Origin of the sequence: Aeromonas sp. 600527 (assembly GCF_049175415.1) — a bacterium.
GTDB classification, from domain to species: domain Bacteria; phylum Pseudomonadota; class Gammaproteobacteria; order Enterobacterales; family Aeromonadaceae; genus Aeromonas; species Aeromonas veronii_A.
Window position 1 is genome coordinate 47,455 of record NZ_JAAKVA010000002.1, and the last position, 17,336, is coordinate 64,790.

Annotated in this window: 24 protein-coding genes; all 24 read left to right on the forward strand. The window is 63.2% G+C overall.

The features are described 5' to 3' along the window. Positions 1 to 67 precede the first annotated feature (67 nt). The 24 genes from G5154_RS03660 to G5154_RS03775 all read left to right on the forward strand — a co-directional run bounded on the left by G5154_RS03660 (position 68) and on the right by G5154_RS03775 (position 17,333). Positions 68 to 940 carry a GPO family capsid scaffolding protein gene (locus G5154_RS03660; protein ID WP_421251941.1) on the forward strand — a complete coding sequence of 291 codons (873 nt, stop codon included), beginning with the start codon at positions 68 to 70 and terminating at the stop codon, positions 938 to 940. 9 nt (positions 941 to 949) lie between these two features. After that, positions 950 to 2,047 (forward strand): phage major capsid protein, P2 family, encoded by a 1,098-nt coding sequence (locus tag G5154_RS03665; RefSeq protein ID WP_421251942.1) that lies wholly within the window; start codon positions 950 to 952, stop codon positions 2,045 to 2,047. A 3-nt stretch (positions 2,048 to 2,050) separates the two neighbouring features. Then, positions 2,051 to 2,776 carry a terminase endonuclease subunit gene (locus G5154_RS03670; RefSeq protein ID WP_421263871.1) on the forward strand — a complete coding sequence of 242 codons (726 nt, stop codon included), beginning with the start codon at positions 2,051 to 2,053 and terminating at the stop codon, positions 2,774 to 2,776. 116 nt (positions 2,777 to 2,892) lie between these two features. Further along, complete coding sequence (locus tag G5154_RS03675) at positions 2,893 to 3,354, forward strand: head completion/stabilization protein (protein ID WP_421263872.1); 462 nt, start codon at positions 2,893 to 2,895, stop codon at positions 3,352 to 3,354. Positions 3,355 to 3,362: 8 nt separating this feature from the next. After that, positions 3,363 to 3,875: a phage tail protein gene (locus G5154_RS03680; protein WP_421263873.1), complete on the forward strand. Its 513-nt coding sequence runs from the start codon at positions 3,363 to 3,365 to the stop codon at positions 3,873 to 3,875. Further along, positions 3,872 to 4,558 (forward strand): phage virion morphogenesis protein, encoded by a 687-nt coding sequence (locus tag G5154_RS03685; protein ID WP_421263874.1) that lies wholly within the window; start codon positions 3,872 to 3,874, stop codon positions 4,556 to 4,558. Before G5154_RS03680 ends, G5154_RS03685 begins: the two co-directional genes overlap by 4 nt. Positions 4,559 to 4,562: 4 nt before the next feature. Beyond that, positions 4,563 to 5,687 (forward strand): DUF2586 domain-containing protein, encoded by a 1,125-nt coding sequence (locus G5154_RS03690; RefSeq protein ID WP_421263875.1) that lies wholly within the window; start codon positions 4,563 to 4,565, stop codon positions 5,685 to 5,687. A 3-nt stretch (positions 5,688 to 5,690) separates the two neighbouring features. Continuing rightward, on the forward strand, positions 5,691 to 6,146 hold the full coding sequence (locus tag G5154_RS03695; RefSeq protein WP_099358949.1) for a phage protein: 456 nt from the start codon (positions 5,691 to 5,693) through the stop codon (positions 6,144 to 6,146). A gap of 9 nt (positions 6,147 to 6,155) precedes the next feature. After that, a complete protein-coding gene (locus tag G5154_RS03700; RefSeq protein WP_421260262.1) occupies positions 6,156 to 6,365 on the forward strand; it encodes a TraR/DksA family transcriptional regulator in 210 nt (69 codons plus the stop codon). A 21-nt stretch (positions 6,366 to 6,386) separates the two neighbouring features. Next, entirely contained in the window at positions 6,387 to 6,710 is a 324-nt protein-coding gene (locus tag G5154_RS03705) for a phage holin, lambda family (RefSeq protein WP_421260295.1), read from the forward strand. Next, positions 6,700 to 7,161 (forward strand): glycoside hydrolase family 104 protein, encoded by a 462-nt coding sequence (locus tag G5154_RS03710; RefSeq protein ID WP_421260261.1) that lies wholly within the window; start codon positions 6,700 to 6,702, stop codon positions 7,159 to 7,161. The genes G5154_RS03705 and G5154_RS03710 overlap by 11 nt, the downstream gene beginning before the upstream one ends. Continuing rightward, the gene (locus G5154_RS03715) at positions 7,158 to 7,601 is read left to right on the forward strand and encodes a hypothetical protein (protein WP_421263876.1); all 444 of its coding nucleotides are present in this window, start codon (positions 7,158 to 7,160) and stop codon (positions 7,599 to 7,601) included. The genes G5154_RS03710 and G5154_RS03715 overlap by 4 nt, the downstream gene beginning before the upstream one ends. Further along, on the forward strand, positions 7,534 to 7,728 hold the full coding sequence (gene lysC / locus G5154_RS03720) for an Rz1-like lysis system protein LysC (RefSeq protein WP_421260259.1): 195 nt from the start codon (positions 7,534 to 7,536) through the stop codon (positions 7,726 to 7,728). The genes G5154_RS03715 and lysC overlap by 68 nt, the downstream gene beginning before the upstream one ends. Next, the gene (locus G5154_RS03725) at positions 7,725 to 7,988 is read left to right on the forward strand and encodes a putative phage tail assembly chaperone (RefSeq protein WP_029299933.1); all 264 of its coding nucleotides are present in this window, start codon (positions 7,725 to 7,727) and stop codon (positions 7,986 to 7,988) included. The genes lysC and G5154_RS03725 overlap by 4 nt, the downstream gene beginning before the upstream one ends. A 50-nt stretch (positions 7,989 to 8,038) precedes the next feature. Then, complete coding sequence (locus tag G5154_RS03730; RefSeq protein WP_421263899.1) at positions 8,039 to 8,173, forward strand: DUF6890 family protein; 135 nt, start codon at positions 8,039 to 8,041, stop codon at positions 8,171 to 8,173. A gap of 6 nt (positions 8,174 to 8,179) precedes the next feature. Continuing rightward, complete coding sequence (locus G5154_RS03735; protein ID WP_421263877.1) at positions 8,180 to 10,036, forward strand: phage tail tape measure protein; 1,857 nt, start codon at positions 8,180 to 8,182, stop codon at positions 10,034 to 10,036. Continuing rightward, a complete protein-coding gene (locus tag G5154_RS03740; RefSeq protein ID WP_421263878.1) occupies positions 10,036 to 10,359 on the forward strand; it encodes a DUF2590 family protein in 324 nt (107 codons plus the stop codon). Before G5154_RS03735 ends, G5154_RS03740 begins: the two co-directional genes overlap by 1 nt. Then, complete coding sequence (locus G5154_RS03745; protein WP_421263879.1) at positions 10,356 to 11,543, forward strand: baseplate J/gp47 family protein; 1,188 nt, start codon at positions 10,356 to 10,358, stop codon at positions 11,541 to 11,543. The genes G5154_RS03740 and G5154_RS03745 overlap by 4 nt, the downstream gene beginning before the upstream one ends. Next, positions 11,536 to 12,138, forward strand: coding sequence for a phage tail protein (locus G5154_RS03750; RefSeq protein ID WP_421263880.1), 603 nt, complete (start codon positions 11,536 to 11,538; stop codon positions 12,136 to 12,138). The genes G5154_RS03745 and G5154_RS03750 overlap by 8 nt, the downstream gene beginning before the upstream one ends. Then, the gene (locus G5154_RS03755; protein ID WP_421260254.1) at positions 12,135 to 13,850 is read left to right on the forward strand and encodes a phage tail protein; all 1,716 of its coding nucleotides are present in this window, start codon (positions 12,135 to 12,137) and stop codon (positions 13,848 to 13,850) included. The genes G5154_RS03750 and G5154_RS03755 overlap by 4 nt, the downstream gene beginning before the upstream one ends. Positions 13,851 to 13,859: 9 nt before the next feature. Then, positions 13,860 to 14,282, forward strand: a complete 423-nt coding sequence (locus tag G5154_RS03760; RefSeq protein ID WP_421263881.1) for a tail fiber assembly protein — start codon at positions 13,860 to 13,862, stop codon at positions 14,280 to 14,282. Beyond that, on the forward strand, positions 14,279 to 15,160 hold the full coding sequence (locus G5154_RS03765) for a hypothetical protein (protein WP_421263882.1): 882 nt from the start codon (positions 14,279 to 14,281) through the stop codon (positions 15,158 to 15,160). Before G5154_RS03760 ends, G5154_RS03765 begins: the two co-directional genes overlap by 4 nt. Then, positions 15,157 to 15,726 carry a hypothetical protein gene (locus G5154_RS03770; RefSeq protein ID WP_421263883.1) on the forward strand — a complete coding sequence of 190 codons (570 nt, stop codon included), beginning with the start codon at positions 15,157 to 15,159 and terminating at the stop codon, positions 15,724 to 15,726. The genes G5154_RS03765 and G5154_RS03770 overlap by 4 nt, the downstream gene beginning before the upstream one ends. Continuing rightward, a complete protein-coding gene (locus G5154_RS03775; RefSeq protein WP_421263884.1) occupies positions 15,723 to 17,333 on the forward strand; it encodes a hypothetical protein in 1,611 nt (536 codons plus the stop codon). The genes G5154_RS03770 and G5154_RS03775 overlap by 4 nt, the downstream gene beginning before the upstream one ends. The last annotated feature ends 3 nt before the right edge of the window (positions 17,334 to 17,336 follow it).

Consider the following 17,336-nt stretch of genomic DNA (forward strand, 5'->3'; position numbering starts at 1 on the left):
CGAACACAACTGGATGAAACCCCCTTGCTGACCCGATAGCCTGACCCCGCATCTATTGGGAGCAGGCATGAACGAATCAACCTTGAGAACTGGCTGGGTCTGTATCGCCACCGAAGGCAAAGCGGTGGATGGGCGGGATATTACCCGCGACTGGCTCACCGACATGGCCGAGACCTACGATCCGACCTATTACACCGCCGTCATCTGGCCGGAGCACGACCGCTGGTCCAGCTATGGCACGGTGCAGGCGCTCAAGACCGAAGAGGTGGATGGCAAGCTCAAACTGTTCGCCATCCTCTGCCCGAATCGCGACCTTATCTACTACAACCAGAACGGCCAGTATCAGTTCTGCTCCATCGAACCCTTCGAGAACTTCGCCGATCTGGGGCGTACCTACCTGCTGGGCCTCGGTGTCACCGACGAGCCTGCCAGCACCGGGACCACCCATCTCAAGTTCAGCAACAGCAACAAGGGACAGGCCGTTGGCACCAGCGAGCCGCTGGACCTCTCCATGTTCAAGCTACCCAAGCACGAGAAGGCCGATGGCCTGATCGCCAAGTTTTTCAGCTTCCTGGCCAGCCATGGCGAGCAAGCGCCCACGACTCCCCCCAGCCAACCCGAGGATGAGGAAATGAAACCAGAACAGTTCGATCAGATGCTGGGGGCCCTCAACGGCCTTGGCACCAAGATCGATGCCTTCAGCGCCAAGCTGGACGCCAAACCGGCCACCGACGACACCACCCAACCGGTCACCGAGCCCGCCAAGGTGGACGAGCAACCCGGCATCACCACCGAGCAGTTCAGCAAGCTGGAACAGACCCTGGCCAGCCTGACCGACAAGTTCGGCGAGCTGAACAGCAAGATCGACCAGTTCTCTGTCGAGAAGCCGGGCCAGCGCCCGGGCGCCCTCGGCGGTGACGATACCCCCGCAGTCTATTAAGGAGCGACCGTGAGCCAGACCCTTACCGTCCAGGCCATGCAGCGCCTGGAGCAATACAGCAACGCCCTGGCCAAGGCCTACGGCATCCCCGTCAACGCGCTGGCCAAGCAGTTCAGCGTCACCGGTCCGGTGGAAACCGGCCTTCGCGCTGCGCTGCTCGCCTCCGTCGAGTTCTTGGGCCTTATCACTTGCCTCGACGTAGACCAGATCAAGGGCCAGGTAGTGCAAGTGGGCATCGGCAAGCTGTTTACCGGCCGCAAGAAGGATGGCCGCTTTAACGGCAAGATCGGCGTCGCCGGCAACACCTACGATCTGAACGAGACTGATTCCTGTGCCTCGCTCGACTGGGCCACCCTGTGCGTCTGGGCCAACGCCGGCAGCGAGGGCGAGTTCCTGCGCCTGGTGGGCGATTTCATCAACAAGGCGTTTGCCCTAGACATGCTGCGCGTCGGCTGGAACGGCGTGGAAGCGGCCGACGACACCGACCCGACCGCCCATCCGCTGGGTGAAGACGTCAACAAAGGCTGGCACCAGCTGGCCCGCGAGTGGAACGACGGCAGCCAGATCATCAAGGCCGATGACGGCCAAAAGATTTACTTCGACCCGAACGGCCAGGGGAACTACAAGACCCTGGACGAAATGGCCTCAGACCTTATCAACAACACCATCGATCCGCTGTTTCGCCAGGACCCGCGCCTGGTCGTGCTGGTCGGTACCGATCTGGTGGCCTCGGCTCAAGCCAAGCTCTACAGCGAAGCGACCAAACCGACCGAGCAGATCGCCGCCCAGAAGCTGGCCGAGTCCATCGCCGGGCGCAAGGCCTACATCCCGCCCTTCTTCCCGGGCAAGCGGATGGTGGTCACCACCCTCGACAACCTGCACATCTACACCCAGCGCGGCACCCGCAAGCGCAAGGCCGACGATAACCAGGACAAGAAGTGCTTCGATAACCAGTACTGGCGGATGGAAGGCTACGCCATCGGTGAGTATCTGGCCTATGGCGGCTTTGAAGAGGCCGACATCGAGATTGGTGCCGATCCGGCAGTGGTTGCGGCAGCTGCTGAGGCTGCAGCCAAGAAAAAAGATGCTGCAGAGCAGCAAGGCTAAGCCATGAGTTCACCGGGTCAACGCCACAAGCAACGGGTACAAGCCATGAAGGGGGCCGCGCAAGCCGCCTGCACGGGCATGGCCACCGGCGCGGTGGCGGACAGCCTGCACCTGCAGATGATTGCCCTGGAGCAGGACATCGTGCGCCTGCGCAAGCTGGCCCGCATTGGCGATCGGGTGAACATGAAGCGCAGCGAGCTGATGCCCAAATACCGCCCCTATGTGGAGCGCTATCTGGCAAGCGTCGCGCAGTCCAACCAGCCCTATCAGAACGAGCTGTTTCAGCTGCTCACCGTCTGGGCCTTCGATGTGGGCGATTTCGACACCGGCATCGCCTGGGCCGAGCTCGCTATCGCTCAAGGCCAGCGCACCCCGAACAACATCAAGCGGGACTGGGCCCACTTTGTGGCCGACACCGTGCTGGAGTGGGCCGAGAAGCAAGCGGCCGAGGGCCATGCGGTCGAGCCCTGGTTCTCCCGGGTATTCGACAAGGTGCGGGGTGACTGGCGCCTTAACGAGAAGCTCACCGCCAAGTGGTTCAAGGCAGCGGGCTGTCTGCTGCTACGTGACCAGGACGGTCAGCCACGCCCCAGTGCCGTGGGTGACAGCGCAACGCTGGAGCAAGCCGACCACTGGCTGGCCCAAGCAGAGAAGCTGCACAGCAAGGTGGGGGTCAACACCCTGCGCCAGAAGATTGCCATGCGCCTGCGGGTGCTCAATCCCGAATAACCAACCGACTCTCCGCGCCGTCGCACCCCGGCGCGAATGCCATGGAGCGCCTTTGGTGAATCCAGCGGCAATTGCGTGGCAACAGGGGTGCACCTATTCAACCAGCGAGGTCACTGATGTTTGCAGGCAAGGATATCGACTACAGCGCCGCCACTATCCGCAATGACGGGTTTTGGCCCGATGTGGCCGTGGCCGATTTTGAGCGCCGCCGCGCCCTGCCTGCCGACCTTGACCCGCAAACCACCGGCGCCGCGCTACTGGCGGCCATCTCGGAAATCAACCTGCAACTGGCGATGCGCCAGGCTGCGCTGATGGCCGAGGGCTATGCCAGTGCCGCCGAGGTACCGGGGCCAAGCCTTGAAGGTGGCACTAATGCGCTAACCGAGCAGTATCTGGCCGCCGTGTTCGCCCGCGCCAAGGCTGCCCTCTTGCCGGAGTTCGCCAGCGTCACCGAGCGGCCGGCAGCCAACAACCTGGCCGAGCGGGCGCTGGAGCAACGGGCCCAACTGCTGGCCGAGAGCCAGCAACTGGTACGCAGCATCAAGGGCAAACATCGGGCGGGGGTCTCGTTGATATGAGTAAAGAGATGAGTGAACAGCAGGCCCAGGGCTATTTCCTGCACGCCCTCCACGCCGAGCTCAACCGGGTGCTGCCGGCCAAGTGCCGCAAGACCCTCGACAGCTGGATGGAGAACGGAACGATCCGGCTCGAATCCCGCAACATGGGCCCCACCGGTGTGGACGTGGCCTGGCTCACCTATCAGGCGGTGTTCATCGTTGAACAACTGCCCTTTCGTGAGCTGGATCCGGCCATCGTCTTGGCCGCCGTGGCCGCCTGGGTGCAGGAGCACGACTCGTTTCGCGAACAGTTTGCGCTGGCCGACCCTGAATATGCGGTAACCCCGAACGATGAGAAGAGCGCCGATCTCGAGATCCAGCTCGCCTTTACCGAGCCGCTGCGCCTTATCGAGCACCCGAGCGGCCCTATCAACTGGCTCGGCAAGCGTTGGCAGGTGGCCCCCTATGAGATCTGGGTGGCCGACCACATCGACATGAACGTCGGTGACACCGGCCATCACCAGGTAGGTGGCCCGGCATGATCACCATCACCCTGGACGCCCGCCGCAGCCAGGACCAGCTCAACCTGCTGGCCCTGCCACCCCAGAAGCGCAAGCGCCTGGTGTGGCGCGCCGCGGCCGAGCTCAAAAAGCTGGCGGCTCGTCATGTGCGCCAGCAGCAGGACCCCAACGGCAAGCCCTGGGCACCGCGCAAGCGGGGCAAACGCAAGATGCTGCGCGGCCTGCCCAAGCTGCTGGAGATCCACACACCCAATCAGGACGTGGCCGAGCTCGGGTTCAAACGGGGGACGATGAACGCCCACGCGGGGGTTATCGCCAACACCCACCAAAAGGGGCACACCTATCAGGTGACCGCGGCCAGCCGGCGCCGCATTGCCCCCAGTGAAGGCGGTAAGCAAAAACCGGCGACCAAGGCGCAGGCCCGCAAGCTGCGCGAGCTCGGGTTCAAGCGCCCGGGGGCGCGCAAGGGGTCATACCGCTCGGCGTCGCTCGGCTGGATCACCGGCAATCTCAACTACGCCCAGGCGGGATTGCTCATCAGGAAGCTCAAGGATGAACCGGTGAAAACACGCTGGGAGATTGAGCTCCCTGCCCGCCCGTTCCTCGGCGCCAACGCCAAACAACGGGAGCAAGCCTTTGCCCGTGCCCTGCAGAGCATCGACTACGGCTGGGACGTCAACAAGCAAGAGATGAAGGGGAAATAACGCCATGTGGCCTTATGTACAGATCAACAACTTGAACCAGATGCAGGGGCCAGTGACCGAGGTCGAGCGCCACCTGCTGTTTGTCGGCACGGCGCCAAGCAATACCGGCAAGCTGCTCTCCCTCAACACCCAGAGCGACTTTGACCAACTGCTGGGCGCCGCTGACAGCGAGCTCAAAACCAACCTGCAGGCCGCCATGGCCAACGCTGGCCAGAACTGGACGGCAGCCGCCTATGTGCTGCCCACCGACATGGACTGGAAAGATGCAGTCCGTGAGGCCCAGAAGACCCAATCCTTTGAAGGGGTGGTGGTACTGGGGCAAGAGTGGGATGAGGCCAAGATCAACGCCGCCCACGCGCTGAACCAGGAGCTGATCGCCAAGTGGGGTCGCTGGCAGTTCATGCTGCTGGCGGTCGCGGGGATCAATGCCGCCGAGCAGGATGGCCAGAGCTGGAGCGACTACGAGGCCGCCCTGGTCACCCTCCAAGATGGCATCAAGGCCGAATCCGTCACCCTGCTGCCGCAGCTGTGGCCCAACCTCGCCGGCGCCTACGCCGGACGTCTGTGCAACCGGGCGGTGAGCATTGCCGATACCCCGTGCCGGGTCAAAACCGGTGCCCTGGTCGGCCTTGGCAACAAGCCCAAGGACAAGGACGGGATCGAGCTGCCGCTGGCCACCCTGCAAACCCTGGAACAAAACCGCTATTCGGTGCCGATGTGGTACCCGGACTATGACGGCATCTATTGGGCCGACGGCCGCACTCTGGACGCCGAGGGCGGCGACTACCAGGTGATCGAAAACCTGCGGGTGGCCTACAAGGTGGCGCGCCGGATGCGGGTACGCGCCATTGCCCGTATCGGCGATCGCTCGTTCAACTCCACCCCGGGCAGCACGGCCGCCGCCATTCTCTACTTTGGCAAAGACCTGCGCGAGATGGCCAGGACCACCACCATCAACGGCCAGCCGTTCCCGGGCGAGATCACCTCCCCTCGGGATGGCGATATCGCTATCCAGTGGACCGACAAAAACCACGTCTCCATCTACGTGGTGATCCGCACCGTGGACTGCCCCAAGGGGATAACCATCAACATCATGCTCGATCTGAGCCTCACCAATGGGGAGGGCTAAGCCATGACCAGACGCATTTCAGGGCAGAGCTTCGACATTGAACTACTGGGCACCATGGTGCACGTCGAGAAGGCCAGCCTCACCATCACCGACAGCAGCGCCGTGGCGCAAACCCGCGGCATCCCTGACGGCTATGTGGATGGCGAGGTATCGGCCGAGTGCGAGTTCGAGCTCGATGCCAAGAACTTCAAGCTGCTGAGTGATGCCGCCAAACGGGCCGGCAGCTGGCGCGGGCTGAAACCGGACGATGTGCTGTTCTACGCCGACACCGGCGACGAAACCATGAAGGTGGAGGCCTTCGGGGTGAAGTTGCAGATCGCCGACCTGCTCGACATCGACCCCAAAGGGGGCAGCAAGGGGGTGCACAAGCTCAAGGGCATCGTCACCTCCCCCGACTTCGTTCACATCAATGGCGTGCCGTACCTCTCGGATGACGACACCCGCCACCTCAAAGGGTAAGGGGGCCAGGTGGACGATATCGACCGCGCAAACAGTCACGCCGCCCGAATGCTGGCCGTACATCTGGCCAACCAGGTGGGCAAAGGGCGCTACCAGGGGGAGAGCCGGCACCGCTGCGAAGAGTGCGACGACCCCATCCCGGCAGCACGCCGTCAACATGTGCCGGGGGTGCGGCTGTGCGTCCCCTGCCAGAGCCGTGCCGAGCGACACGGGCGATAACGAGAACGGGATATGAAATCTATGCCGAACAAAGACCCCACCCTCTGGGCCGCCCTGATGGCCTGGCTGATGGACAACTGGCCCGCCGTGTCCGGGGCATTGCTGGCGCTGAGCATCTCTTTCATGCGCATCACCTATGACGGCGGCAGCGGGCGTCGCCGTCTGATCGAGTCCACCCTGTGCGGCCTCATTACCCTGGCCGCGGCGTCGGGCACCACCCTGCTCGGCGTCCCCTATGAGGCGGCCCCCTTTATCGGCGGTGTGGTGGGGCTGCTCGGGGTGGACATCATCCGCGAAAAGGCCAAGACAGTACTGAGCAAAAGGGGGAGCAACGATGCCGCGTAGTCACTGCCACCCGCAGGTGGCTGCGTTTCTCGACATGCTGGCCTATGCCGAAGGCACCAAGGGCCGGGGCGATGACGGGTACAACAAGCTGGTCAATCCGGCGGGGTTCTTTGAGAGCTACACCACCCACCCGAACGTGCTGGTGCAGGTCAACAAGACCCTGAGCAGCACCGCGGCTGGCCGCTATCAGTTCCTGTCAAAGCACTGGGCCCACTACCGCGACCAGCTCGGCCTGCCGGACTTTGGCCCCGAGTCGCAAGATGCCTGGGCAATCCAGCTTATTCGCGAGCGCAAGGCGCTGGACGATGTGCTCAAGGGTCGTATCCGCGAGGCTATCTCCAAATGCGCCAATATCTGGGCCAGCCTGCCGGGGGCCGGCTACGGTCAGCGCGAGCACCAGCTGGCCGACCTGCAGGCCAAATTCACCGAGTTCGGCGGGGTACTGGCATGAACACCTTCAAGGCACTGCTCTCCAATGTGCTGCTCATCCTGGTGTTGGTGATGGGCGCCGCCCTGCTTCTTGGCAGCCGAATGCTGGAGAGCCGGGGCAAAGCGCTCGCCACCGCCAACGAGACCATCAACACCCTGCAGCAGACCAACCAGCTGCAGGCCAGTCAGCTGGCGACACTGCTGCGCGATGCCGCGGGGCTGCGCAAGTTGCTGGATACCCAGAACGCCGCCCTGGCCGAGCTCGACCAACAACAGAGGAAAACCGCCGATGAACTGCAACAAGCGCTGGCCACGCCGCCGGCGGGCCGCCCGGACTGCGCTCGCGAGCCTCTGCCTGACGCTGCTCTGCGCCTGCTCCAGCCAGCCCCAAACCGTGGTGCAAACGCAGCTGGTAAAGCGGCTACCACCGCCGGGACTGGTGCCCCACTGCCCGGAGCCTGATTTCAAGGGGCGCACCTACGGCGATGCCGTGCGGTTTATCCCCACCCTGCAGATGGCGCTGCGCCGCTGCCAAACACAAATCAACACCCTGAACCATTGGATTGAACAAGAGGAAAACACCCCATGACCACTCCCATCATCACCCTGGACGTCGCCGGCAAAGAGCTGAAGTTCGCCCCCACCATGGTGGCCTACAACGGCTTTATCAACGACATGATGCCAAGCGACAAGGTGGCGCCGGCCCACAACTACCTGAAAAAGATCGTCTGCCAGGAGAGCAAAGAGGCGCTCGATGAGCTGCTCAAACGCCCGGGCGCGGCGCTGCAGCTGGCCGGTGCCATTAACCAGCAGTTCGCCCCCGATCTGGAGATCACCGTAAAAAACTGACGGCGCGCGCCGAGGCTATCGAGCGCAATCACCTGGAGCAGGCGCTGGCGCTGCGGCGCCACTACCTGCCCCATGACGAAGACGACATCGACAGCTTGGCCCGCGCCCTCTGGTTAGACCGACACGCTCGGGAGTCCCACGCCGCTGCAGTGGCCGAGGGCATCACCAACGCATTCAACGGATAACGATCTATGGCCTGGATGGAAAAATTGATGATGCAGGTGGCTTTGGTGGATCAGGTCACCAAGCCCCTTGCTGGCATCAATGCCCAGATGGACAAGGTCAGCAAGGCCGGCCGTCAGGGCTGGAGCAGCATGGCAATGGGGGCCACCACGGTGGCCGCCGGCGGCATGGCGATCCAGTCTGCCTTGGGCCCGGCCATCGAGATGGATCGGGCGCTGGCCGAGGTGGCCTCGCTCGATGTGCAAGAAGATGTGCTCGGGGCGCTCGGGCGCGAGGCGTTGAAGCTCTCTATCCAGTACGGGGAGTCAGCCACCGAGATTGTCCGCTCCTCCTACGATATCCAGTCGGCGATCGCTGGACTCGAAGGTAACGAGCTGCCCGCCTTTACCCGCGCCTCGACCACCCTGGCCAAAGCGACCAAGGCCGATACCGCCACCATCACCAACTACATGGGCACCATGTACGGCATCTTCGAGCAGCAGGCCAAGCAGATGGGCAAGGCCAACTGGGTCGAGGATGTGGCCGGCAAGACCGCACTCGCGGTGCAACTTTTCAAGACCACCGGCCAAGGCATGGCCGACGCGTTCGGGGCCATCGGCGCCAACGCCACCGCCGCCGGCATCGCGATGGACGAGCAGTTCGCGGTGCTCGGGCAGTTGCAGGCCACCATGAGTGGCGGCGAGGCCGGTACCAAGTTCAAGGCGTTTCTGGCCGGCGTCGGCAATGCCCAGAAGGCGCTCGGCATCCAGTTCACCGATGCCGCGGGCAACATGCTGCCGGTGCTCACCATGCTGGACAAGCTCAAGGCGCGCTATGGCGAAACCCTGAGCGTGGCCGAAGGGGACGAGCTCAAGAAGGCGTTCGGTTCGGATGAGGCGGTCAGCATGATCAAGCTCCTGATGACCAACACCAAGGCGCTCGCCACCAACATCAATGCGCTGGCCAACACCCACGGCATGGGCAAGGCCGAGCAGATGGCCGCCGCCATGACTGACCAGTGGCAGCGGGTCGAGCAAGCTTGGTTTGCCATCCGCGCCGCCGCGTTCGGGGTGGTGCTACCTGCCATCAATGCGGTGGTGGGGGTCTTTGCCGATGGTGCCAACGAGGTGCTGCGTTGGACGCATCTTTTCCCGAACCTGACCAAGGTCATCAGCTATGCCCTGCTCGCCATCGTGGGGTTGAGCATGGTCACCGGTACTTGGATGCTGATCGCTGGCTTGGCCAAGCTGGCCACCCTGGGGCTCGGTATCGCCTGGTCCATCATCCTTGCCCCGCTCAACCTGCTGAAAGCGGGCCTGGTGGCGTTTCGCGCCATCATGCTGGCCGTCAACATCATGATGGCGGCCAACCCTGCCGTGCTGCTGGCTTATCTCATCGGCGGCCTGCTCGTTGGTGCCATTGGGCTGGCGATCTACTACTGGGATGACCTCAAGCAAACCCTAGCAGACTGGGGCGTGTTTGATGCTATCCAGGGGGTGATCGCTGCCGCCACCACCGGGTGGGCCAGTTTCATGCAACTGCTCGCCGACCTCAGTCCTTTCCAGTTACTGGGTAAAGCCGTCGACTGGCTGATTGAGAAGCTCAACATGATCCCGGGCGTCAATATCGAGATGAGCAGCATGCCGGATCTTAATATGCCCACTCGAGAAAACATCAACGCCCCTCTCGCCCGTTTTAGCCAGGGCAACCCGAGCCGCGTACCGGCGGGCGGGCTGGGCAAGCAACTCATCCAGGCCAATGCGGCCGCGACCACCGCCAACCAGAAGCCACCCAAGTACCTGAGCATCGGGGAGGTGCATATGCATAACCAGAATCCGATGACCCCCGAGCAAATGGCCGAAAACGCCTGGCTGGAGACACCGTGATGAGAGACGCCAAGTACATCGACATTTTGGTGGTCAACGGGGCCTGGCAACTCGATGCCGGCGGCCAGCCCCGTTACACCCGGGACCGCCACAGCATCGGCCAGGACATCAAGCACCGGATCATGGAGTCGGGGCTGGCCCGCAAGCTCATTGGCGAGCGCAGCCCGACCCTGCGCGCCGATGTGATGACCGAGATTGAGCTACTGGTTGAGAACGACGAGCGACTGGTGCCGGGCACCATCGTGATCCGCGAGGAAGCCCACGAGCGGGTGCTGGTCACCGCCCGCACCTATGAATTTGGCGATCTGGAGGTAACCCTGTGAACCTGCGTCCCAACGTGGATTTTATGGCTCTGCTGGCCGAGATCGGTGTGCCGACCACCGAGCAGGCCATGGAAGCCGAGCTCAAAAAGGAGGTCGAGGCCGCCGGCTCCCTTATCACCAACGACAGCGATGTGAGCCCCTTCTGGCGGCTGGTCCGCGGGGTGGTGATCACCCCGGCGCTCTGGCTTATCCGCACCCTGCTGGCCGGCCATGTGCTGCCCAACACTTTTGCCGCTACCGCCACCGATGCCTATCTCGACCTCAAGGCGTGGGACGTGGACTTGACCCGCAAGGGCGCTCAGAAGACCCGCGGGGTGATCAACTTCGTCAAAGTGAGTCCAGGCGAAGCGGTCACCATCCCGGCCGATATCTGGGTCAGCACCGAGCGCATCAACGGCACCATCTACCGGGTGAAGCCCCTGCAGGCGGTGGTGAGCCCTGCCGGTGAAGCGGTGGCCCGCGTGGTGTGCGAGGCCGAGTTCGCGGGTGCCGCCTGGAATCTGGCCCCGGGTTACTACAACCTGCTGAGTGAACCGGTCACCGGCATCTTGTCGGCCCGCAACGATGACAAGGAGTGGATCACCACCCCGGGTGCCGATGCCGAGAGCAACGACGCGCTGGGCCTGCGTATTCAAAACCAGTTCTCGGCGGTAGGCCGATACCACATCGACGCCATCTACCGCTCGATGTTGGCGAGCGTCGCCGGTATTCGGGCCGATCACATCTTCTTCGAGCATGAAGCGCCGCGGGGGCCCGGCACTGCCAACGCCTACATCCTGCTGGAGGTGGGCGCCACCCCAGCCAGCCTGATTGCCCAGCTTAACGACTATGTGGGTCGCCAGGGCAACCATGGCCACGGCGATGATCTGTTCGTGATGGCGATGCCGGAGACCCAGCACAACCTCACGCTGGAGCTGTGGCCGGTGGCCAACCTCACCGACGACCAGAAAGCGGCCCTCAAACTGGGCGCAGAATCACTGGTCAAAGCGGCGTTTCGCCAGTCGGCGGATTTTCCAAGCGTCACCCGCACCTGGCCGCGCTCGCGCTTTTCGCTCTCGCAACTGGCCCGCGAGCTGCACAGCCAGTTCCCGCAGCTGCAAAGCCTCAAGTTTGCGCAAGATGACATCGTCTCGGGGCTGGCTATCCCGCGCCTGAACAGGCTGGAGGTAACCCTCTATGACTAACCCGACCCCGCTTGAACACAATAGCCAAGCGCCGCGGATCCCCGATGCCAGCGCCCCCTGGTGGGAGGATGGCTACACCATCAGCCCGGCCCACGCCGAGCCAGGGTTTCTGGCCAAGGGCATCAACGCCTTCTGGCAACGGCTCAAGGGGTGGCTGTTGCTGCCACTCGCCCAGCAAGACCCGCTCACCTGCTCGGAGTCTCTGCTGGCGCTGCTCGCCTGGGAGCGGGACATCAGCCGCTTTAACGGCGAGCCGCTGCAGCTCTTTCGCAAGCGGGTCAAGTTCGCCTTTGTGAATGCCAGAGACGCCGGCGAGGTCGCGGGCTTTAAGCGCATCTTCGAGCGCCTGGGCATCGGCTGGTGCGACATCCACGAACGGCAAGAAGGCGCCCCCTGGGACGTCATCACCATCGAGGTGACCGACAGCGCCCTCGCCAGCAACCAGCAACTGATGGAAACCCTGATCCAACACTATGGCCGCACCTGCCGACGCTATCGGTTTCAGGTGGTTTATCCGGTCGCCAGCACCTTGGGCTTTGGTCACATCGACATGAGCCAGCAGGTATTTGGCGCGACGCTTAAGAGGACCCCATGAGCCAGATCATTACCAACGCCTTCTACCGCTACTGGCAGGAGAGCCTGACAAACCAGACGCCGGTGGTGCTCGATGAGTTCGTGCTGGCCAATGTGCCAGACCTCGATCCTGCCGCCCCCATCGACCCGGACAGCGGGCTGCCACCGAAGGGCCAGATTGTGCACCGCCACGGGGTGGACCAGCGCGGGCGCATCAACAACGACGCGGTGGCCTACACCATCGTGATGGATACCACGGTCGGCGATTTCAGCTTTAACGCCATGTACCTCATCAACAAGGCCACCGGCGTGGTGGGGATGATTGTTCACAAGGGGCTGGAGACCAAACTCAAGACTGACGAGGCAGTCGGCCAGACCGGCAACAGCTTGGTCAAATCCATGCTGATGGAGTACGACCGCGCAGCGGAAGCGACCGCCACCCATGTGGACGCCAGCACCTGGCAGATTGACTATGCCGCTCGCCTGCGCGGGATGGACGATGACCTGCGCCTGCAGGCGCTGCAGTTCTTCGGGCCGGCCACCTTCTACGGCGACGGCTTCAAGCTGGTCAACGAGTCCGGGGTCTACAAGGTGCGGCCTGGGGTGGCCTATGTCGGCGGCCTGCGTGCCGAGCTCAACGAGGTGAAGAAAATCACCCCGGGCGCCAAGCCGGTGGGACTCTGGCTCGATATCTATCGGGCCGGCTCCCTGCTTGATGCCTGGGTGAACCACTTCACCATCACCCTGAGCGTGCCGGACATGGTGGATTACCTGGACAGCAACGGCTATCAGCACCATGTGGCCAAAGTGGCCATCATCAACGCTGATGGCAGCGTGACCGACGTGCGCCGCAAGCGCACCATCGAGCTGACCGGCGATGTCACCGGCAAAGGCATTCTGGAGGATGCCCAGGGCGTCACCATCGCGGTGGAGATCAAAGACGGCAGTCACCGCCACAAATGGGGCGAGCTGGACCAAGTGCCGGCCACCGCCAGCCGCTGGCCCAGTTGGGCAGAGGTGACCAGCAAACCCGACTTGGCTGCAGCTAACCATTCCCACCCCGGCTCCTGGCTCAACCCCATTAATCTCGGAACCGAAGATCTCGACACCCTTAAAGAGCCGAAGGTATATGCCCAGCATGCCAACGCGAACACCTCGGTTGCGCGCCACTACCCGGAGAACAGTGCCGGGGCGCTGATTGTCAGTAATGGTGCTGGCACACAGCAGACCTACCTGGTCTACAACTCCAGCCGAGTCTGGCGGCGCGCACAATACAGCACCGGGGCCTGGACGCCCTGGACCCGTGATTACAACACCGGCAACAAGCCCAGCCTGGCCGAGCTGGGAGCTGCCGCGGCAAGTCATACCCATCCCTGGTCGCAAGTGACCGGAGCGCCAGCTACCGCTACCCGCTGGCCCTCTTGGGCGGAAGTGACAGGCAAGCCCGCAACCATGCCGCCGTCGGCTCACACCCATCCTGCCTCGCAGGGAAACGCCGACATTGTCGCCAGTGGGTATCAACAGGTCGGTACATACGCGCTGTTAGGTCGATTCAATTCAGGTGGACAAATTTCACCAGGCCAAACCATCGCGGGTTCAAACCTCAGATTCAGTTCTGCAGAAGGCGTGTTAATCGGCGGTTCTCCCGCAGGGACATGGAAGGCGCTGGGATATGCCAAAGGTGACCGTGATTACGGCAGCTGGAATGTCACCTTATTCATTCGCATTGCGTGAGGTAAAACGATGAAGGTCAGTGTGTTATCCGTCAGAAATGTGACAGCACAGGTCGGCGTAGATGATGTGATCAATATGGAAGTGCTATTTAGCCATCTTCCTGATTTCGTCCCCTTTAGCGCCCGAAAAGACGATGCGGAAGAGCATGGTCGTGAGCTATACACCAGGGCGATGTTTGGTGAGTTCGGGACAATCACCGTCATACCCCAGCCCCTGCCGACAACGGCCGAGATGCAGGCCATTTTGGATACAAAATTACACCTCGCAGCCACAGCAATGGCGCCACTGGAAGATGCTGCACAACTGGGGATCATCAGCAATGCAGAGCGAGAGCGACTGACGGCTTGGCAACAATATCGGGTTGCCCTCTATCGGTTGCCGCAAAGCGAAGGGTGGCCCACCGATGTCACCTGGCCGGATGCTCCGCAATGAGCTGGACGCAAGGCACGCTGCACTTGCCAGCCAGCTCAGAGGCGATACACACCCGCGCCAGCGCGGTGCTTGACCAACTGCCAGACACCCAGGCAGGCGCCGTGGCCCGCCTGCAGGTACTGGCACCGAGGGCGCACTACCGCCCCACCTTCATCAGCCAAGCCGCTGCAGCGCTGACAGGGCTGCGGGCAGAGCTCGACCGGCTGCTGGTCACCGGTCGCTGCCTGACCGTAACCCCCTATCAGCATGGGGTGGGCCAGCACCAGGGCAACCAGTACAGCCTCGCCGCCCCCAACGCGGTGGCCACCCTTGCCGCCAAGCTGCAGGACGGGGCCGACCCATTGCTGCCGACTGGCCAGCTCCACGCTATCGCCTGGCTGGTCACCGGTAACAGCGAGACCGCACTGGCCGATGCCTTGGCGCCGCTTTGCGCCATTCTGCCGCTGCCGGAGTGGTGCGCGGCCCTGCGCCGCCTCACGGCCAGCAACGATGCCATGAGCAAGCCCACCGCCGCCAAGGTGCCACGCTGGAAAGCAGACGAGCCGCTGGTATGGAACCCGCTTCGCTCGGCTCGCTCACTGCTCGGGGCCGAGCTCGCCCAACTGGAGAGCCTGGCACAGGGCGCCACCACCCCGATCGCCAAGCTGGCCACCCTGGCACAACGCCGCGCGGCCAAACTGGCAGAGCTGGAGCAAGCTCTCGGCCAACTGGTCGACATCCATGGCCAGCTGTGGCACTGGCAAGGGCAAGGCGATGCGGCAAGCCTGGCCACCCAACTGGGCCAGAGCAACCCGCCAGATCATAGCCACAGCATGACGGTCGGCGCCCTGCTGCTCTCCCCCTCCCCGCTCACCTTCTGGCAGGAGTTAACCCGATGAGCAACACCGCCATGCTCACCCTGGACGGTGAGCCGATTGTGATGAAGTCGATGCGGATCACCGCATCGATGCAGTTTCAGGACAAGGACAGCAGCGGCCAGACCAGCTCGACCAGCAGCTCGGAGCAAGGAGCCAAAGCCAAAGAGCTCGATATCTCGGGCCTTGTCCCCTTCAAGGATGAGCAGACCCTGAGCCGCCTGTTTGAGCTGGCCGATGCCAAAAGCAATGGCGGCAAGCGTCACATCTACCGGGTCGGGTCGCTATTAGCCAAATCGGTGAAGGTGCGTCAGGCCAAATTCGCCGGGCGCATCACCGCCAGTGAGCAGGAGGGGCTGCTGGCGTGGCAAGTGCAGTTCACCCTGCGCGAACACAACTCGGTACCCGAGAAGCGGGAACAGCGGATGCCAAAGGCACCGGCCACCGTGGGCCAGGGCAATGCCAACACCAAACCTGCCAAGCCAGCCGATGGCAATAACGGCAAGCCTGCAACAGAACAAGAGCAACTGAGCTCATGGGAGCAGACCATCAAGGGGCTGGATAACAAACTGGGAGACCTGATGGCGTGAAACTCTCGACCAACCTCACCCTGGGCGGCCAACCGGCCAACCTCATCGACCACGATATCGTGCTGGATCTCTGCGCGGGCGGACGCGCCGCCCTCACCATCGCGGGGAGCGCCGATAAGGGGCAAACCCTGACCGTGGATCTGGGCTACAACGGCGAGCTGCGCCGCTGGTTTACCGGATATGTCTATGACGTGCAGCCCGCCAGCAATGGCGCCAGCAAGTTGCTGTGCCGAGAGCTGGCCGGTATCCTGGGAAGTGCATTTCCAGTCAGCCTCCAGCATGCCACCCTGCGCGGTCTGCTGGCCTGGTTGAGCGACCAGACCAAGCTCACCTTTTTGCTGCCTGACGGGGCCGACTATACCGATCGGCCTATCCCCAACTTCACCAGCGCCGGCACCGGCTATCAGTTGCTGAACAACGCGGGTCGCGCCTTTGCGGTACCGGACTTCATCTGGCATCAGCAACCGGATGGCGCCATCTTCGTGGGCAATCATGCCCATAGCCGTTGGGCGGATAGGCCAGTTGAGCTGGATCCGGCCTTCTCTGGCCGTCAGGCGGGAAACACCCTGACCACCGCGCCGATCCCGACCATGCGCCCGGGCGCTATTGTCAACGGCAAGCGAGTGGTTCGGGTGCGCCTCAAAGGCGATGAGATGACCCTCACCACGGCAACCCCCGGTAAACCGGTGAAGTCGCCGGAGCGGCGCAAGATGGAGGGCGAGTTCCCGGAGCTGGCCGACCAGATGCACCTGCCCAAGTTCGGGCGGGTCGAGGCCATCAGTGACAGCGCGGTCGCTGGCCAGCTCAATGATCCGTTTCGCCCACGCTATGCGGTGGACGTGCAACTACTGGGGGAAGATGGCCAGCCGGACAAGGCTGCCCCACTCTATCGCGCCGTGCCGCTGCCGGTGATGTTCGGCGGGCCAGAGCAGGGGCTGCTGCAATTCCCCATCGAGGGAACCATCGTGGAGCTGGGGTTTGCCTTCGGCCGCGCGGACCGGCCATTCATTCGCACTGTGCTGGGCTCGGGTTGGCCGCTGCCGGACATCACCCCGGGCGAACAGCTCCAACTGCAACGGGCCGAGGTGTTCAGCCGTACCGATACTGTGGGCAACCAGAGTCGCCATACCGACCGCCGCCAGCATGACAAGGCACTGCTGATGCACCGCGAGGCGGACGACTACCAGGGCGAGTTCGGCCAGCATCGGCTAACCACCCAACAGCACAGCGTGGAGAAGATCGGGGCGATGAAGCGCATCGAGGCGCTCGGGGCCATCGAGCTGCTGGCCGGCGATGACTTGATGACTGGGAGCCTCGGCAACATGAGCCAGACAGCCGCCGGTGATCTGGTGGAGGTGATCGGGCAACTACGGCGCAGTGTGGCCGGAGAGCTGCAGCACTTCGAGGCGCCCCGTTCGTGGATGGGCAGCGAGGGGGTGAACATCTTCGGTCTGCTGCTACAGCTGATGAACGTGGTGGAGCAGCTGGCCGCCTCTGCCGCCAGTCACAACCACGGTGGGCCTGCCCCCACCAATGCCGAGACGTTCAACGGCCAGAGCAAGCTGGCCGGCCAGTTGGCTGATGCCCTATCACCTATGGTCGAATAAAAA

Bases quoted from the DNA above. Each gene is read 5' to 3' on its own strand.
- G5154_RS03715 (WP_421263876.1), top strand. From the start codon at position 7,158: ATGAACACCTTCAAGGCACTGCTCTCCAATGTGCTGCTCATCCTGGTG.
- G5154_RS03675 (WP_421263872.1), top strand. From the start codon at position 2,893: ATGTTTGCAGGCAAGGATATCGACTACAGCGCCGCCACTATCCGCAAT.
- G5154_RS03725 (WP_029299933.1), top strand. From the start codon at position 7,725: ATGACCACTCCCATCATCACCCTGGACGTCGCCGGCAAAGAGCTGAAG.
- G5154_RS03690 (WP_421263875.1), top strand. From the start codon at position 4,563: ATGTGGCCTTATGTACAGATCAACAACTTGAACCAGATGCAGGGGCCA.
- G5154_RS03740 (WP_421263878.1), top strand. From the start codon at position 10,036: ATGAGAGACGCCAAGTACATCGACATTTTGGTGGTCAACGGGGCCTGG.
- G5154_RS03735 (WP_421263877.1), top strand. From the start codon at position 8,180: ATGGCCTGGATGGAAAAATTGATGATGCAGGTGGCTTTGGTGGATCAG.
- G5154_RS03710 (WP_421260261.1), top strand. From the start codon at position 6,700: ATGCCGCGTAGTCACTGCCACCCGCAGGTGGCTGCGTTTCTCGACATG.
- G5154_RS03705 (WP_421260295.1), top strand. From the start codon at position 6,387: ATGCCGAACAAAGACCCCACCCTCTGGGCCGCCCTGATGGCCTGGCTG.
- G5154_RS03695 (WP_099358949.1), top strand. From the start codon at position 5,691: ATGACCAGACGCATTTCAGGGCAGAGCTTCGACATTGAACTACTGGGC.
- G5154_RS03685 (WP_421263874.1), top strand. From the start codon at position 3,872: ATGATCACCATCACCCTGGACGCCCGCCGCAGCCAGGACCAGCTCAAC.
- G5154_RS03670 (WP_421263871.1), top strand. From the start codon at position 2,051: ATGAGTTCACCGGGTCAACGCCACAAGCAACGGGTACAAGCCATGAAG.
- G5154_RS03765 (WP_421263882.1), top strand. From the start codon at position 14,279: ATGAGCTGGACGCAAGGCACGCTGCACTTGCCAGCCAGCTCAGAGGCG.
- G5154_RS03660 (WP_421251941.1), top strand. From the start codon at position 68: ATGAACGAATCAACCTTGAGAACTGGCTGGGTCTGTATCGCCACCGAA.
- G5154_RS03770 (WP_421263883.1), top strand. From the start codon at position 15,157: ATGAGCAACACCGCCATGCTCACCCTGGACGGTGAGCCGATTGTGATG.
- G5154_RS03760 (WP_421263881.1), top strand. From the start codon at position 13,860: ATGAAGGTCAGTGTGTTATCCGTCAGAAATGTGACAGCACAGGTCGGC.
- G5154_RS03755 (WP_421260254.1), top strand. From the start codon at position 12,135: ATGAGCCAGATCATTACCAACGCCTTCTACCGCTACTGGCAGGAGAGC.
- G5154_RS03750 (WP_421263880.1), top strand. From the start codon at position 11,536: ATGACTAACCCGACCCCGCTTGAACACAATAGCCAAGCGCCGCGGATC.
- G5154_RS03680 (WP_421263873.1), top strand. From the start codon at position 3,363: ATGAGTGAACAGCAGGCCCAGGGCTATTTCCTGCACGCCCTCCACGCC.